Genomic DNA, 17256 nt, shown 5'->3' on the forward strand with positions numbered 1-17256 from the left:
CGCTCATCCTGTTCGCCTACGGCCTGACCGAGTACCGGGCGCTCGCCGACGCCGGCTGGGTGCATGGCCTGAAGGTGGTTGCGGTGGCGGTGGTGGCGCAAGCCGTCTGGGGCATGGCGAAGACGCTGTGCCCGGACCGCCCGCGCGTCGCGCTGGCGCTGCTGGCTGCGCTGCTGACGCTGCTGCTGCCCTCGGCCTGGACCCAGCTCGCCGCCATCGCCGCGACCGGGCTGGCCGGCCGCTGGTGCCTGCGCCTGGCGCCGTCGGCGGCGGCGCATCCGGCGCCGCATGCGGTTTCACCGCGCCTGGGCATGACGGCCCTGGGCGCGCTCGTGCTCCTGCTGCTCGGCCTGCCGCTGTGGGCCTCGGCCAGCGCTTCGCCCAGCGCGGCGCTGATAGACGGCGTGTTCCGCGCCGGGGCGCTGGTGTTCGGCGGCGGCCACGTCGTCCTGCCCCTGCTGCAGTCGGCCACCGCCGCGGCCGGCGTGGTGGGCAATGCCGATTTCCTCGCCGGCTACGGCGCCGCGCAGGCGGTTCCCGGGCCCTTGTTCTCCTTCGCCGCCTTCCTCGGCGCGGTGGCCGACTGGCCCCTGCAGGGCTGGCGCGGCGGGCTGGTGCTGCTGGTGGTGATCTTCCTGCCGGCATTCCTGGTGCTCCTGGCCGCGCTGCCCTTCTGGGAACGGCTGCGCCGCCGCCGGCGGGTGCAGGCCGCGCTGGCCGGCATCAACGCCGGCGTGGTCGGCATCCTGCTGTCGGCGCTCTACGATCCGGTGTGGACCAGCGCCATCCACACCCGTACCGACTTCGCCCTGGCCCTGGCCTGCTTCGGCCTGCTCGTGCCGGGCCGGGTGCCGCCAGCGGTGGTGGTAGGGCTGGCCGCGCTGGCGGGGCAGCTGGCCGCCTGAGTCTGGCGGCCAGGCGTTCAGTGATTCGGACCGCACCGGTGATTTCGATGTAATGGGCGTCGATCCGGGCGATTTCTTCTTCGCTGCTTGGGGCAGATGCGTTCCGCGCCTGTTTCATCGCTGCCGGATGCGGCCGTCGGCAGGTCGTGCCAGGCGGGCGCCATCGTCCCACAGCGGGCGCGGTTGATGGCCCGGCACAATGCATGAGCACTTTCTCGCCCGTACCAGGGGCGCCACACGCGCGTGGCCGTTTTCCCAGGAGCGGGATAAGGGCTTTCCCGCGGTGAGGTCGCAAGGCTTGACATGCCATAAATGAAACGTATGATTCAAACAAACGTTTGAATCGACTCCGCCCGAGACGCCAGATGAACGACAGCGCGCTTCCCCGCCAGGCTTCCGAAACCCGCGACCGCATCCTGGATGCCGCCGAGGCGCTGTTCGTGGAGCACGGGCTGGAGGCGACTTCGATGCGGATGATCACCGGCAGGGCGAACGCCAACCTGGCCGCGGTGAACTACCACTTCGGCAGCAAGGACGCGCTCATCCAGGAAGTATTCCGCCGCCGTCTCACCGAGCTGAACCGCCAGCGGCTGGCGGCGCTGGACCGGCTGGAGGCGGAAGCGCAGGGCGCGCCGCTCAAGCCCAGCCGCATCGTCGAAGCCTTCTTCGGCACCGCGCTGGCGCTGGCGGCCGACACCGAGCACGGCGGCCACACCTTCATGCGCCTGCTGGGCCGTACTTATACCGAGCCGAACGCCTTCGTGCGCCAGTTCCTCGCCGAGGAATATGCCGAAGTGCTGGAGCGTTTCCTCGGCGCGCTCTACCGCGCGCTGGCGGACGTGCCGCGGGAGGAAATCCTGTGGCGCTTCCATTTCATGATGGGGGCGATGTCCTACGCCATCGCCGGCACCGATGCGCTGCAGCTCTTCGCCGGCACCTTCGACGATGCCGACCCGCAGCGGCTGATGCCGCGGCTGATGTCCTTCCTGCTTGGCGGCCTGCGTGCGCCGCTGCCGGTATTCAGCGCCGCGCGCGATGCTGCCGAGGGCGCCGCCGCCGCATAAAGAAACGCAGGTAGCAGGCGGGCGGCAAGGCCCGCGAACAGTCAGGTTCGAATCAAACGCGACCGCGCCGCAGACGCGCGGCGACGGAGACAGGAGACGACGATGATCTGGTGGCTGCTGGTTTTCTTCCCTCCCGTGGCAGGCGCGCTCGCCTATGGGCGAGCGCCTTTTTTTGCCTGGTACGCGGCGGGTCTGCTGTGGCTTGGCGCCTTGGCCTGGGCGGGCGGCTGGCCGCCGGCGGTGGCCTGGGTGGTGATCGTCCTCTATGCGCTGGCGCTGGGCGTGTTCCTGCTGCCGGCGCTGCGCCGCCGCCTGGTCAGCGCGCCGCTGTTCAAGGGCTTCCGCCGAGCGCTGCCGGCGATGTCGCAGACCGAGCGCGACGCGCTGGAGGCCGGCACCGTGTGGTGGGAAGGCGAGCTGTTCGCTGGCAAGCCGGACTGGCGCCGCTTCGCCGCCTATCCCTGGCCGCGGCTGAATGTCGAGGAGCAGGCTTTCCTCGACAACGAGACCAGCGAGCTGTGCCGCCGGGTGCAGGACTGGGAGGCCACCAGCCAGCACGACATGTCGCCCGAGGTCTGGCGCTACATCAAGGAGCAGGGCTTCCTCGGCATGATCATTCCCAGGGAATACGGCGGCAAAGGCTTCTCCGCCTATGCCCATTCCCAGGTGGTGACCAAGCTCTCCACCCGTTCCTCGGCGCCGGCGGTGACGGTGATGGTGCCCAACTCGCTGGGCCCGGCGGAGTTGCTGCTGCACTACGGCACGCCGGAGCAGAAGCGCCACTACCTGCCGCGGCTGGCCTGCGGCGAGGACATTCCCGCCTTCGCTCTGACCAGCCCCTGGGCCGGCTCGGACGCCGCCTCCATCCCGGACGCCGGCGTGGTCTGCCGCGGCCAGTGGCAGGGGCGCGAGGTGCTGGGCATGCGGGTGAGCTTCGACAAGCGCTACATCACGCTGGCGCCGGTATGCACCGTGTTCGGCCTCGCCTTCCGCCTCTACGACCCGGACCACCTGCTGGGTGGCGTCGAGGACATCGGCATCACCTGCGCGCTGGTGCCGCATGAGCACCCCGGCGTGGACATCGGCCGCCGCCACTTTCCGCTCAACGCGGTGTGGATGAACGGCCCCATCCGCGGCCAGGACGTGTTCATGCCGCTGGACTTCATCATCGGCGGGCCGAAGATGGCCGGCCAGGGCTGGCGCATGCTGATGGAGTGCCTGGCCGCCGGCCGCAGCATCTCGCTGCCCGGCTCCAACACCGGCATGCAGAAGCTCACCGCCCGCGCGGTCGGCGCCTACGCCCGGGTGCGCTACCAGTTCAAGACCGCCATCGGCCGCTTCGAGGGTGTGGAAGAGGCGCTCACCCGCATCGGCGCCAATACCTATCTATGCGACGCCGCGCGGGTGATGACCGCCGGCGCCATCGACCTCGGCGAGAAGCCCTCGGTGGTGTCGGCCATCGTCAAGTACCACGTCACCGAGCGCGCGCGGCAGACGGTGAACGACGGCATGGACGTCATCGGCGGCAAGGGCATCTGCCTTGGCCCGCAGAACTTCCTCGGCCGTGCCTACCAGCAGATTCCGGTGGGCATCACGGTGGAGGGCGCCAACATCCTCACCCGCAGCCTGATCCTGTTCGGCCAGGGCGCGATCCGCTGCCATCCCTATGTGCTGGAGGAAATGCACGCCGCCGGCAAGGGCGACCTCGCCGCCTTCGACCGCGCCTTCTGGGGCCACATCGGCTACACCCTGTCCAACGGCGTGCGGGCGCTGGTCATGGGCCTCACCGGCTCCCACTTCGTCGGCGTGCCGGCGGACGTGGCGCCGGAAACCCGCCGCTACTACCAGCAACTCACCCGCTTCTCCGCCGCCTTCGCCTTCCTCGCCGACCTCTCGATGGGCACCATGGGCGGCGCGCTCAAGCGCAAGGAAAAGCTCTCCGCCCGGCTGGGCGACATCCTGTCGCTGATGTACTTGGCCTCGGCCACGCTGAAGCGCTTCGAGGCCGAAGGCCGCCAGGCGGAAGACGCGCCGTTGATGCACTGGGCGATCTGGGACTGCATGTTCCGCGCGCAGAACGCCTTCGAGGGCGTCATCGCCAACTTCCCCAACCGCTTCTTCGCCATGCTGCTGCGCCGGCTGGTGGTGTTCCCGCTGGGCCGGCCCTACGTGGTGCCGTCCGACCGCCTCGGCCATGAAGTCGCCAAGCGCCTGATCTCGCCCTCGCCGACCCGCGACCGCCTCACCGCCGACGTCTTCCTGCCCACCGCAGTCGACGAACCGGTGGCTGCGCTGGAAGCGGCGCTGCTCGCCACCGTGGCGGCCGAGCCCATCGAAGCCAAGGTGCGCCGGGCGCAGAAGGAAGGCCGCTTCAAGCCGCGGCCGGCGCCCGGCGGCGGTGTGGACGCGGTGTGGCTGCAGGCGCGCGAAGACGGCGTCATCGACGACGACGAGTTGTCTATGCTGAAGCGACGGGGCGAACTGCGCGACAAGGTGATCCGGGTGGACGATTTCCCCTTCGAGTTCGGGGCAACGGTGGCGGCTGGCACGGGCGGCAGCGCGGCGGCCGCGCCCGGCGCCGCCGCGCCCACGCGGGCGGTGGCCTGAGGGCGGCGCACATGGATCGCAGCATCTACATCATCGACGGCGCCCGCACGCCTTTCCTCAAGGCGCGCAACGCGCCCGGCCCCTTCTCGGCGGCCGACCTCGCCACCGCCGCTGGCCGCGCGCTGCTGCTGCGCCAGCGCTTCGCGCCGGCCGAGCTGGACGAAGTCATCCTCGGCTGTGCCAGCCCCTCGCCGGACGAAGTGAACATCGGCCGGGTGGTCGCCCTGCGCATGGGCTGCGGCGCTGCGGTGCCCGGCTGGACGGTGATGCGCAACTGCGCCAGCGGCATGCAGGCGCTGGATTCCGCCATTGCCAACATCCAGGCCGGCCGCTCCGGGCTGGTGCTGGCCGGTGGCGTGGATGCGCTGTCGCGCGCGCCGTTGCTGTTCTCTGATGCGATGGTGCGCTGGTTCTCCGCCTGGTACGCGGCGCGCGGGCCAGTGGCGCGCCTGCAGGTGCTGCGCGGCTTCCGCCCGGCTTACCTCGCGCCGGTGATAGGCATCGTCAAAGGGCTGACCGATCCGGTGGTAGGCCAGACCATGGGCCAGACCGCCGAGAACCTGGCCTGGGAGTTCGGCATCTCCCGCGAGGAGATGGACGCTTATGCGCTGGAGAGCCACAGACGGGTGGCGGCGGCACAGGATGCCGGCCACTTCAACGACGAGATCGTGCCGCTGGTGAGCCCGGACGGCGATCTCCACGCCAGCGACGACGGCCTGCGCCGCGACGCTTCCACCGAGGGGCTGGCCAAGCTCAAACCCTTCTTCGACAAGCGCTACGGCCGCGTCACCCCCGGCAACAGCTCGCAGATCACCGACGGCGCCGCCTGGCTGCTGCTGGCCTCGGCAGCGGCGGTGGAGCGCCACCGCCTGCAGCCGCTGGGCCGCATCGTGGACAGCGCCTGGGCCGGGCTGGCGCCGGAGCGCATGGGCCTGGGGCCGGTGTACGCCAGCGCGCCGCTGCTGGCGCGCAACCAGCTCGCCAGCGCCGACATCGACGCCTGGGAGATCAACGAAGCCTTCGCCGCCCAGGTGATCGCCTGCCTGCGCGCCTTTGGCGACGAGGCCCTGTTCCTGCGCGAATTCGGCCGTCCGGCGCCCGGCGCGCCGGAGGCGGCGCGGCTCAATGTGGATGGCGGCGCGGTGGCGCTGGGCCATCCGGTGGGCGCCAGCGGCGCGCGCATCGTTCTCCACCTGCTGCGGGTGCTGCGGCGCACCGGCGGCAAGCGCGGCATCGCCGCCATCTGCATAGGCGGCGGGCAGGGCGGGGCGATGCTGGTGGAGAACCTGGCATGAACGCGGAAGCCAGCGCCCTGTTGCGCGCGGCGGCCGGCGGCCGCCACTGGCGCCTCGCCGAAGAAGCCGGCGGCCCCACCTGGCTGTGGCTGGACAAGGCCGAGTCCGCCACCAACACCCTGTCGCGGGCGGTGATGGACGAGCTGGACGAAGTGCTGGGCCGGCTGGAAGCGGCGCCGCCGCGCGCCCTCATCATCGCCTCCGCCAAGCCGGCCGGTTTCATCGCCGGCGCGGACGTCAGCGAGTTCGAGCAGCTGGATTCCGCCACCGCCGCCCGCGCCCTGGTGACGCGCGGCTGGGCGCTGTTCGAACGCGTTGCCGCGCTGCCCTTTCCCACGCTGGCGCTGATCCGCGGCCACTGCCTGGGCGGCGGCCTGGAACTGGCGCTGGCCTGCCGCTACCGGCTGGTGGTGGATGACAAGGACACCAGGCTGGCGCTGCCGGAGGTGATGCTGGGCATCGTGCCCGGCTGGGGCGGCATGAAGCGGCTGCCGGCGCTGATCGGCCCGCCGGCGGCGCTGGACATGATGCTGGCCGGCAAAAGCGTGGACGCGCGCCGCGCCAAGCGCCTCGGCCTCGCGGACGACTGCGTGCCGGCGCGGGTCATGGAGAACGCCGCCCGCATGCTGGTGCTCTCCGGCCAGCCGCTGCGCCAGCCGCCCTTGCTGGCGCGCCTGCTGGATGGGCCGCTGAAACCGCTGGTCGCCAACCGTGCCCGCAAGCAGCTGGAGGCGCGGGTGCGCGCGGAACACTACCCGGCGCCCTACGCCATCCTGGAGATCTGGGAGCGCCACGGCGGCAACGCGCTGGCGGTACCGGCCGGCCATCCGGCTTCGCTGGAGGCGCTGATCGCCTCGCCCACCACCCGCAAGCTGCTGCGGGTGTTCTTCCTGCAGGAGCGGCTGAAGGGCTACGGCAAGGAGAGCGGCTTCGCGCCGCGCCATGTGCATGTGGTCGGCGCCGGCGTGATGGGCGGCGACATCGCCGCCGTCTGCGTGCTCGCCGGCTTGACGGTGACGCTGCAGGATCAGTCGGTGGCGCGCATCGCCCCCGCCATCGGCCGTGCCGCCGAACTGTTCCGGCGCAAGCTGGGAGGCAGTGCTAAGAGCGGGCGCGGCAAAGGTGGCCGCGGCAAGGGCTCGCGCAGCGAAGACACCGAACGCGCGGTGCGCTTCGCGCTGGACCGCCTGCTGCCCGACCCGCAAGGCCACGGCGTGGCCCGCGCTGACCTGGTGATCGAAGCCATCTTCGAAGACCTGGAAGCCAAGCGCAGCCTGTTCGCCGAGCTGGAGCGCAAGGCCAGGCCGGATGCGTTGCTCGCCACCAACACCTCCAGCCTGCGGCTGGAAGACATCGCCACCGTGCTGGCCGACCCCGGCCGCCTGGTCGGTGTCCACTTCTTCAACCCGGTGCCGCGCATGCCGCTGGTGGAAGTGGTGAGCGGCGCGCAGACCGCGCCGGCGTTGGCCCAGGCCGCCGCCAGCTTCGTCCGCCGCATCGACAAGCTGCCGCTACCGGTGAAGAGCGCGCCCGGCTTCCTGGTGAACGCGGTGCTGGCGCCCTACATGCTGGAAGCGCTGCGCTGCGTGGAAGAAGGTATTGCGCCGGAAACGGTGGATGCCGCGCTGCTCGCCTTCGGCATGCCGATGGGGCCGGTGGAGCTGGTGGACACCGTGGGCCTGGATGTGGCGCTGGCCGCCGGCCGCGGCCTCACCGGCGGCGAGGCCCAGGTGCCGGCGCGGCTGGCCATGCTGGTGGAAGCCGGCCACCTCGGCCGCAAGACCGGCCAGGGTTACTACCGCTGGAAGGAGGGCAGGGCGGAGAAGTCCGCCGCCGCGACGCATGCCGCCGAGGGCGCCCCCGTGGGCCTGGCCGAACGCATCATCGCCCCGCTGCTGGCGGCGGCGCGTCGCTGCGTTGCGGAAAAGGTGGTGGCGGATGCCGATCTGGCCGACGCCGGCGTGATCTTCGGCACCGGCTTTGCGCCCTATACCGGCGGGCCCTTGCAATATCTGGAGGACGTGGGGGAATTCCGGATAGCTGGGCGTGCTGCGTTGCAGCAAAATAGCGGGGTTACAGACCAGACCCCCACGCAGGAAAAACCATGACCACCCCCCCGATCTCCCGCGAATCCCTCCCCGCCGACAAGCACCTCTCGCTGCGCGTGATGGCGATGCCGGCCGACACCAACCCGTCCGGCGACGTGTTCGGCGGCTGGATCATGTCCATGGTGGACATCGCCGGCTCCATCCCCGCCATCCGCCGCGCCAAGTGCCGCGTCGTCACCGTGGCGGTGAATTCCTTCACCTTCAAGCAGCCTGTGTCGGTGGGCGACCTGGTGAGCTTCTACGCCAAGGTGGAATCGGTGGGCCGCACCTCGGTGACGGTGGACGTGGTGGTTTTCGCCGAGCGCGGCCATGCCGAGCCGGTGTTCGTGAAGGTGACCGAGGCCAGGCTGACCTACGTGGCCATCAACGAAGCAGGGGAGAAATCCCCGATCCCGGCCGAATGACCGGGCAGTAACACCGCGGCGCCAGCGGCGCAGGCGAGCGCGGCCGACGACAACCGGGGCGGCAGTCCCCGGCGCGCCAAGGGCGGCAACGCCCGACAAAGGAGGAGACGACACGATGCAACGGAAAGAGCTTGCACGACTGATCCCGGCCGCCCTGGTGCTGATGGCGCCAGCCGCCGGCCACGCCGCCGGCTTCCAGCTCCTGGAGCAGAACGCCAGCGGCCTCGGCAACGCCTACGCCGGCTCCGCCGCGGTGGCGGACAACGCCAGCACCATCTACTTCAACCCGGCGGGGATGACCGAGCTGCGCGAGCGCGAGCTCTCGGTGGGCATCTCGGCGGTGCGGCCAGCCTTCAAGTTCGACAACGACGGCTCCAGCGGCACCGGCTTCCTGCAGGGCGACACCAAGGACGCCGGCTCCTGGGCCTACCTGCCCAACGGCTACCTGTCCTGGGCGCTGAACCGCGACGTCTACGTCGGCGTCGGCCTGGGCGCGCCCTTCGGCCTGATGACCGAGTACGACGACGACTGGGTGGGCGCCGCCCACTCGATCAAGTTCGACATCAAGACCTACAACATCAACCCCTCCATCGCCTGGCGGGTGAACGAGGTGGTGTCCATAGGCGGCGGCCTCAACTGGCAGCGCATGGAGGCGGAGTACGAACGCGCGGCGGCGGTGATCTCGCCAGCGCTGGCCGCCACCCACGCCATCCTGGAGGCGGATTCCGACGCCTGGGGCTGGAACATCGGCGCGCTGTTCAAACTCTCCGACGCCACCCGGCTGGGCGTGTCCTACCGTTCCTCCATCGAGCACAAGCTCAAGGGCGATCTCAAGGTGAAGGGGCCGGCCGCCGGCGCCACCGCGGCGCTCACCACCGGCAAGGCCGAGGCCAAGGTGGAGCTGCCGGATACCCTCATCATCAGCCTCGCCCACCGGCTGGACAGCCGCTGGGAGCTGCTGGGCGACGTGTCCTGGACGGGCTGGAGCAAGATCAAGGAGGTAGACATCGTGCGTACCTCCGGCGCCCTCGCCGGCGCCACCGTGCAGACGCTGGAGACCGAGTTCCGCGACACCTGGCGGCTGGCCATCGGCGCCAACTACCAGCTCAACGACGCCTGGAAGCTGAAGTTCGGCATCGCCTACGACCAGACGCCGGTGAAGGACAAGGAGCGCCGCCTGGTGTCGCTGCCGGACAACGACCGCACCTGGTTCACCGTCGGCGGCCAGTGGAAGGCCACGCAGGCGTCCACCGTGGATCTGGGGCTGGCCTACCTCTACGTGCCCAAGACCAAGATCGACAACAACCAGACCGCCGACGGCCGCGGCCGCGTCACCGGCGACTACGATTCCAGCGTGTGGATCGTCGGCGCCCAGTACTCGCTGGCGTTCTGAGCCTTGGCTGACTGACTCGCCCGCTCCGGCGCCGGCCGCACCCGCGGCCGCGCCCGGCTTGCGGCCGTGCCCGCGGGCGCGCGGCCGTCCCCGCTTCGCTTCGTCCCGCACCGGAGGAACGCATGAGCCGATTCATCATCCGCAAGGTCGCCGTGCTCGGCGCCGGCGTCATGGGCGCGCAGATCGCCGCCCACTGCGCCAATGCCGACGTGCCGGTGATCCTGTTCGACCTGCCGGCCAAGGAGGGCCCGCCGGACGGCGTCGTTCGCCGCGCCCTGGCCGGGCTGAAGAAGCTGGACCCGGCGCCGCTGGCGCTGCCGGAGAAGGTGGAACTGATCGAGGCCGCCACCTATGCCGACGGCCTCGCCCGCCTCGGCGAATGCGATCTCGTCATCGAAGCCATCGCCGAGAAGATGGAGTGGAAGCTGGACCTCTACGAGAAGGTCGTGCCCCATCTCAAGCCCGGCGCCATCTTCGCCAGCAACACCTCCGGCCTGTCCATCGCCGAACTGGCGATGGCGGTGCCGCCGGGCCGCCGCAGCCACTTCTGCGGCGTCCACTTCTTCAATCCGCCGCGCTACATGGCGCTGGTGGAGCTGATCCCGGCGCCGGACAGCGATGCCGCCATGCTGGACGCGCTGGAGACCTGGCTCACCAGCCGCCTGGGCAAGCGCATCGTGCGCGCCCGCGACACCCCCAACTTCGTCGCCAACCGCATCGGCGTGTTCTCCATCCTCGCCGTCATCCATCACACCGCCCGCCTCGGCCTGGGCTTCGACGAGGTGGATGCGCTCACCGGCCCGCTCGTCGGCCGGCCCAAGAGCGCCACCTACCGCACCGCCGACGTGGTCGGCCTGGATACGCTGGCGCACGTGGTGGACACCATGGCGGCCACGCTGCCGGACGACCCCTGGCATGCCTATTTCCGCCACCCCGCCTGGCTGGACGGGTTGATCGCCCAGGGCGCGCTTGGGCAGAAGACCCGCGCCGGCGTCTATCGCAAGGATGGCCGCCAGATCCTGGTGCTGGACCCGGAGAAGCGCGACTACCGCCCCAGCGCCGGCGAGGTGGCGCCGGAGGTCGCCGCCCTCCTCAAGCAGCGCGACCCGGCGGCGCGCTTTGCCGCGCTGCGCGCCAGCGACCACCCGCAAGCGCAGTTCCTGTGGGCCATCTTCCGCGACCTCTTCCATTACTGCGCGGTGCAGCTGGATGAAGTGGCGGACAACGCTCGCGATGTGGACCTGGCGATGCGCTGGGGCTTCGGCTGGGCGCAGGGCCCGTTCGAAACCTGGCAGGCCGCCGGCTGGGGCGCCATCGCCCAGGCGGTGGGCGAGGACATCGCCGCCGGCCGGGCGATGACCGAAGTACCGCTGCCCGACTGGGTGGCCGAGCGCAGCGCCTACGGCGGCGTGCACGAGCCGGACGGCTCCTGGAGCGCCGCCGAGCGGACGATGAAGCCGCGCTCCACGCTGGACGTCTACCGCCGCCAGCTCTACCCGGAGCGGGTGCTGGGCGAGGCCGCGCCCGAGGCCGGCGACACCTTGTGGGAGAACGAGGGCGTGCGCCTGTGGCGGCGCGCCGACCAGGACGCAGGCATCGGCATCGTCTCCTTCAAATCCAAGATGCACGCCATCGGCGAAGAGGTGATGGACGGCCTGCTGGAAGCGGTGGCGCGCGCCGAAAGCGAGCTGGACGGGCTGGTGCTGTGGCATGAACCGCCCTTCGCCGTCGGCGCCAACCTGCAACAGGTGGCCGCCGCCTGCGCCGCCGGCGAGTTCGGCCGCCTGGAAGCCACCGTGGCCAAGTTCCAGCAGGTGTCGATGGCGCTCAAGCACGCCCAGGTGCCGGTGGTGGCCGCGGTGCAGGGCCTGGCCCTGGGCGGCGGCTGCGAGTTCGCCATGCATGCGGCGCACCGGGTGATGGCGCTGGAAAGCTACGTCGGCCTGGTGGAAGTGGGCGTGGGCCTGATCCCGGCCGGCGGTGGCAGCAAGGAGTTCGCCCTGCAGGCGCACCGGCTGGCGCAGCGCGCCGCCGGCGGCGACGTCTTCCTCTACATCCAGAACGCCTTCCAGACCATCGCCCGCGCCACGGTGGCCAAGAGCGCCAGCGAAGCGGTGGCGCTGGGCTTCGGCCGGCCGGGCGATGACATCCTGCTGCATGCGGACGAGCTGCTCTACGTCGCCCTGCGCCGCGCCCGCGCGCTGGCCGAGGCCGGCTGGCGGCCGCCGGCGCGGGAACGCAAGGTGGTGGTGGCCGGGCGCAACGGCGTCGCCACCTGCGAGATGCTGCTCGCCAACATGGCCGAGGGTGGCTTCATCTCCGCCTATGACTACCGCGTCGGCAAGGCCGCCGCCATCGCCCTGTGCGGCGGCGAGGTGGACAGCGGCAGCGAGGTCGACGAGCAGTGGCTGCTGGAGGTGGAGCGAGCGCAGTTCGTCGCTCTGCTGAAAGAGGAGAAAACCCAGCAGCGCATCGTGCACATGCTGGAAACCGGCAAGCCGCTGCGCAACTGAGCGCCGGCCGAGGAGAACACACGATGAGCAAAGAGATACAGGACGCCTACCTCGTCGCCGCGGTGCGCACCCCGGTGGCCAGGCGCAACGGCGCCTTCCGCCGGGTGCGGCCGGACGACATGCTGGCCCATGTGCTGCGCGCGCTGCTGGCGCGGGTGCCGGGCGTGGATGCCGGCGAGATCGGCGACGTCATCGCCGGCTGCGCCATGCCGGAAGCGGAGCAGGGCATGAACGTGGCCCGCATCGGCCTGCTGCTGGCCGGCCTGCCGGAGCGGGTGCCGGGCGTGACCATCAACCGTTTCTGCGCCTCCGGCCTGCAGGCGGTGGCGGACGCCGCCAACCGCATCCGCCTGGGCGAGGCCGACGTCATGATCGCCGCCGGCACCGAGAGCATGAGCGCGATGCCGCAGATCATGGGCAACAAGGTCAGCCTCAACCCGGAGATCTTCGCCCACCCGGAGAACGTCGGCATCGCCTACGGCATGGGCCTCACCGCCGAGAAGGTGGCCGAGCGCTGGCAGGTGAGCCGCGCCGACCAGGACGCCTTCGCGCTCGAATCCCACCGTCGCGCCACCGCCGCCATCGCCGCCGGCCGCTTCCGCGACGAGATCGCCCCCTACCCGGTGCGTGCCCACCTGCCGGGCGAAGGCGGCACGGTGCGCATCGCCGAGCGCCTGGTGGAAGACGACGAAGGCCCGCGCGCCGACGCCTCCACCGAGGGCCTGGCCAAGCTCAAGCCGGTGTTCGCCGCCCGCGGCTCGGTCACCGCCGGCAACAGCTCGCAGATGTCCGACGGCGCCGGCGCGGTGCTGTTGATGAGCGAACGCGCGCTGAAGCGCTACGGCTGCGCGCCGGTGGCCCGCTTCCGCAGCTACGCGGTGGCCGGCGTGCCGCCGGAGATCATGGGCATAGGCCCGGTGGAAGCCATCCCCCGCGCCCTGGCTCGAGCCGGCCTGCACCTGCGCGACATCGACTGGATAGAGCTGAACGAGGCCTTCGCCGCCCAGGCCCTGTGCGTCTCCCGCCAACTCGGCCTGGATGCGCGGAAGGTGAATCCCTTGGGCGGTGCCATCGCCCTCGGCCACCCGCTGGGCGCGACCGGCGCCATCCGCACCGCCACGCTGCTGGCCGCGATGGCACGCGGCGAAGCGCGCTACGGGATGATCAGCATGTGCATAGGCACGGGCATGGGCGCGGCAGGGGTGTTTGAGCGGGTGTAGCGGAAAGTGGTTTGGACGTGGAGAGGTGCTGGGGAGGTGGTTTGCGGGAGGCCGGAAAGGGCCTGCCGGCAAAGGCGCCTGAATGAGGCAACCGAAAGGCGCGGTTCCTGATAGACCGCGAGCCTCCAGGGCCCGCCGCCGCTCCCCCTCTCCCCTCGTGGGAGAGCGTTGGGGAGAGGGGGAGCGCCCGCCAGGGCGCTTGCGGTTATTCAATCCCCGTAGCCTCTTTTTCCCCCACCCGCTCTCGGCTAACCCCAGGGCACTCCGGCGAGCGAAGCGGTGCTTCACATTTTCCTCCCACGCCCCATTGCCCCAGGCCGTATCGGTCCAATCGGCCAAGGCATGGCGAGGTATACGCAGCATGAAGAGTTGTATACATATAAAAGGCCGCCATGGAGCGGCCTTCTTTTTTCGCCTTGAAGCGAACTGCCGATCTCTGCCTGCCGCTAGCCTCGTCTTTACCCTCCATCGCAGCCGCAAGAACCCGCTGCCGTTCGCCCTGAGCTTGCCGAATGGCCATGACTGCAAGGTATTGCCGCCCACGGCCCGAAACGCCAGCCATCCCAGCTGAACCCGGCAACCCCATTCCATCCCGCCGTCCATAAATAAAATACTTTTATGAGTAATTCAGTTTTACTGTGTATACACTTTGCCCTGTATACACCTTGAGCTGGATTGCCCCATGGCCTCCGCCCCCATCCCTGAAGCCGCCGAAGCCACCTCCTCACAGACCGTGCGCGCACTGCTGCGCCTGCGCGAGATGATCCTGGCCGGTGAGCTGGCGCCGGGCGAGCGGCTGTCGGAGCCGGTGATGGCCGAGGCGACCGGCATTTCCCGCACGCCCATCCGGACCGCACTGGTGCGGCTGCAGGAAGAAGGGCTGCTGGAGCCGATACAGTCCGGCGGCTTCCGGGTGCGGGCCTTCTCGCTGGACGAGATCCGCGACGCCATCCAGATCCGCGCCACGTTGGAAGGGCTGTCCGCCCGGCTGGCGGCGGAGCGCGGGGTGGCGCCGGCGCTGCTGGAGGCGCTGGCCGACTGTGTGGACCAGATCGACGAAGTGCTGGCCGGCGATGAAGCACTGAGCGAAGCCCGCTTCGCCGCCTACGTGGACGGCAACGCCCGCTTTCACGAGCTCATCGCCGGCGCCTGCGGCAGCGAGGTGGTGCGCCGCCAGGTGGAGCGGGCGATGGCGCTGCCCTTCGCCTCGCCCAATGGCTTCCTGCGGGTGCAGGCGGTGGCGCCGGACGCGCTGCACACCCTGCGTCTGGCCAATGCCCAGCACCGCGCGGTGGTCGAAGCCCTGGCCGGCCGCGAAGGCGCCCGCGCCGAGGCGCTGATGCGGGAGCACGCCCGCATTCCCCAGCGCAACCTCGAAACCACGCTCGCCCACCCGGCGATCCGCGAACTCATCCCCGGCGCCAGCCTGATCGTGCCCGGATAAGGCTTTCCCGCAGCACCAACCCCACGCAAAAAACAGAGAGGAGACAAGAACATGCAGATCCATTGCAGGCCCCTGATCGCCTGTGCGCTGCTGGCCCTGCCGGCCGCCGCCAGTGCCGCCGAGGAAGTCGTGCTGAAGGTGGCGCACTCGCTGCCGCCCACTTCCGCCGCCCATACCCGCTTCATCGTGCCCTGGTGCGACAAGATCGCAGCCGAGTCGGGCAACCGGATGAAGTGCCAGATCTACACCGCCATGTCGCTGGGTGGTACGCCGCCGCAGCTGCTGCAGCAGGCGCGCGACGGCGTGTCTGACATCACCTGGACGCTGCCCGGCTGGACGCCCGGCCGCTTCCCGATCTCGGAAGTGTTCGAGCTGCCCTACTTCACCGCCAACCGCGCGGCCTCCTCCCGTGCGCTGTGGGACTTCGCCCAGGCGGACGCGGCCGCGGAGTTCGCCGGCTTCAAGCCCATCGCCACCTGGGTCACCGGGCCCTATGTCTTCCATTTCCGCGACAAGCAGGTGAAGTCGCTGGAAGACATCAAGGGCATGAAGATCCGCGCGCCCTCGCGCCTGGGCAACAAGCAGCTGGCCGCGCTGGGCGCCATCCCGGTGGGCATGCCGGTGCCGCAGATGCCGGAGAGCCTGTCCAAGGGCGTCATCGAGGGGGCACTGGTGCCTTGGGAAGTAGTGCCGCCGACCAAGACGCATGAGCTGACGCGCTTCCACCTGGAGGCCGACACCGACCGCGCGCTGCTCGCCTCCACCATGGTCTTCGTCATGAACAAGAAGAAGTACGACAGCCTGCCGCCGGAGCTGAAGAAGGTCATAGACGACAACAGCGGCCGCGAGACGTCGGCCTGGGTGTCCCAGCAGTTCGCCCCGGCGGACACCGCCGCGCGCGAGATGACGGTGGCGCGCGGCAACACCGTGTATGCGCTGACGCCCGATGAAGCCCGGCGCTGGCAGCAGGCCAGCCAGGTGGTGGCCGCCGAATGGATCAAGGAAGTGAAGGATGGCCAGCGCCTGTACGACACCGCCAACGCGCTGGTGAAGAAGTACAGCGACTGAGGCGCCGGCCGGCAGCTGCGTGCGTCGGGTCCGCCCTGCCCGCCGGCAGCCGCTGCCGGCGAGCCACGGCCCGATCGGCGGCCCCGTTCTCCGTCGCAACCGTCGCCTGTCTGCCCGAGCGACAAACCCCGCGCGGCGCGCCTGATCTGCGCCGCGCAACCCACCCCGGAGGAATAGAGATGTTTCCCAAGAACGCCTGGTACGTCGCCTGCACGCCGGACGAGATCGCCGACAAGCCGCTGGGCCGCATGGTCTGCGGCGAGCGCATCGTGTTCTACCGCCCCCGCGCCGGGGAAGTCGCCGCGCTGGAGGATTTCTGTCCGCACCGTGGCGCGCCGCTGTCGCTGGGCTTCGTCGCCGACGGCCGCCTGGTCTGTGGCTACCACGGCCTGGAAATGGGCTGCGACGGCCGCACCGTGGCGATGCCGGCGCAGCGGGTGCGCGGCTTCCCCTGCATCCGCAGCTTTCCGGTGGTGGAGCGCTACGGCTTCGTCTGGGTATGGCCGGGCGAGGCGGACAAGGCCGATCCGGCGCTGATCCATCACCTCGAATGGGCCGACAACCCCGAATGGGCCTACGGCGGCGGGCTGTACCACATCAACTGCGACTACCGGCTGATGGTGGACAACCTGATGGACCTCACCCACGAAACCTATGTGCATTCCACCAGCATCGGCCAGAAGGAGATAGACGAAGCGCCGCCGGTGACCACGGTGGAGGGCGACACGGTGATCACCGCCCGGCACATGGAGAATGTGCAGGCGCCGCCGTTCTGGCGCGCCGCGCTGCGCGCCAACGAACTCGCCGACGACGTGCCGGTGGACCGCTGGCAGATCTGCCGCTTCACGCCGCCCAGCCATGTGCTGATCGAGGTCGGCGTCGCCCACGCCGGCCACGGCGGCTACCACGCCGACCCCAAGTACAAGGCTTCCAGCATCGTGGTGGACTTCATCACCCCGGAAACCGAAACCTCCATCTGGTACTTCTGGGGCATGGCGCGCCACTTCAAGCCGCAGGACGCGGCGCTGACCGCCACCATCCGCGAGGGCCAGGGGAAGATCTTCGCCGAGGACCTGGAGATGCTGGAGCAGCAGCAACGCAACCTGCTGGCCTACCCGGAGCGCCGCCTGCTGAAGCTCAACATCGACGCTGGCGGCGTGCAATCGCGCCGCATCCTGGACCGGCTGATCGCTGCCGAGCAGCAGCCCGCGGGGGAGACGGTGCCGGCATGAGCC

At 70.4% G+C, this 17256-nt stretch carries 12 protein-coding genes; all 12 read left to right on the forward strand.

All coding sequences use genetic code 11. The features are described from left to right. Nucleotides 1–905 (forward strand): chromate efflux transporter (gene chrA, locus GRF61_RS11410; RefSeq protein ID WP_169150781.1); only part of this gene is annotated, 905 nt, incomplete at its 5' end. 365 nt (nucleotides 906–1270) lie between these two features. After that, a complete protein-coding gene (locus tag GRF61_RS11415) occupies nucleotides 1271–1969 on the forward strand; it encodes a TetR/AcrR family transcriptional regulator (protein ID WP_169150782.1) in 699 nt (232 codons plus the stop codon). 102 nt (nucleotides 1970–2071) lie between these two features. Then, nucleotides 2072–4576 (forward strand): acyl-CoA dehydrogenase, encoded by a 2505-nt coding sequence (locus GRF61_RS11420; protein ID WP_169150783.1) that lies wholly within the window; start codon nucleotides 2072–2074, stop codon nucleotides 4574–4576. An 11-nt stretch (nucleotides 4577–4587) separates the two neighbouring features. Next, a complete protein-coding gene (locus tag GRF61_RS11425) occupies nucleotides 4588–5871 on the forward strand; it encodes an acetyl-CoA C-acetyltransferase (RefSeq protein WP_169150784.1) in 1284 nt (427 codons plus the stop codon). After that, nucleotides 5868–7979 (forward strand): 3-hydroxyacyl-CoA dehydrogenase NAD-binding domain-containing protein, encoded by a 2112-nt coding sequence (locus GRF61_RS11430; protein ID WP_169150785.1) that lies wholly within the window; start codon nucleotides 5868–5870, stop codon nucleotides 7977–7979. Before GRF61_RS11425 ends, GRF61_RS11430 begins: the two co-directional genes overlap by 4 nt. Continuing rightward, the gene (locus tag GRF61_RS11435; protein ID WP_248281206.1) at nucleotides 7976–8383 is read left to right on the forward strand and encodes an acyl-CoA thioesterase; all 408 of its coding nucleotides are present in this window, start codon (nucleotides 7976–7978) and stop codon (nucleotides 8381–8383) included. Before GRF61_RS11430 ends, GRF61_RS11435 begins: the two co-directional genes overlap by 4 nt. A gap of 115 nt (nucleotides 8384–8498) precedes the next feature. Beyond that, a complete protein-coding gene (locus tag GRF61_RS11440) occupies nucleotides 8499–9776 on the forward strand; it encodes an outer membrane protein transport protein (protein ID WP_169150786.1) in 1278 nt (425 codons plus the stop codon). Nucleotides 9777–9898: 122 nt separating this feature from the next. Then, nucleotides 9899–12289, forward strand: a complete 2391-nt coding sequence (locus GRF61_RS11445) for a 3-hydroxyacyl-CoA dehydrogenase/enoyl-CoA hydratase family protein (protein WP_169150787.1) — start codon at nucleotides 9899–9901, stop codon at nucleotides 12287–12289. Between the two features lie 23 nt (nucleotides 12290–12312). Next, on the forward strand, nucleotides 12313–13509 hold the full coding sequence (locus GRF61_RS11450) for an acetyl-CoA C-acyltransferase (protein WP_169150788.1): 1197 nt from the start codon (nucleotides 12313–12315) through the stop codon (nucleotides 13507–13509). A 682-nt stretch (nucleotides 13510–14191) separates the two neighbouring features. Then, entirely contained in the window at nucleotides 14192–14953 is a 762-nt protein-coding gene (locus GRF61_RS11455) for a GntR family transcriptional regulator (protein ID WP_169150789.1), read from the forward strand. A gap of 51 nt (nucleotides 14954–15004) precedes the next feature. Then, nucleotides 15005–16021 carry a TRAP transporter substrate-binding protein gene (locus tag GRF61_RS11460; protein WP_169150790.1) on the forward strand — a complete coding sequence of 339 codons (1017 nt, stop codon included), beginning with the start codon at nucleotides 15005–15007 and terminating at the stop codon, nucleotides 16019–16021. Between the two features lie 179 nt (nucleotides 16022–16200). Next, nucleotides 16201–17253 carry an aromatic ring-hydroxylating dioxygenase subunit alpha gene (locus GRF61_RS11465; RefSeq protein WP_169150791.1) on the forward strand — a complete coding sequence of 351 codons (1053 nt, stop codon included), beginning with the start codon at nucleotides 16201–16203 and terminating at the stop codon, nucleotides 17251–17253. Nucleotides 17254–17256 lie beyond the last annotated feature (3 nt).

This window comes from Azoarcus sp. TTM-91 (genome assembly GCF_012911025.1).
Classification (GTDB): Bacteria; Pseudomonadota; Gammaproteobacteria; order Burkholderiales; family Rhodocyclaceae; genus Azoarcus.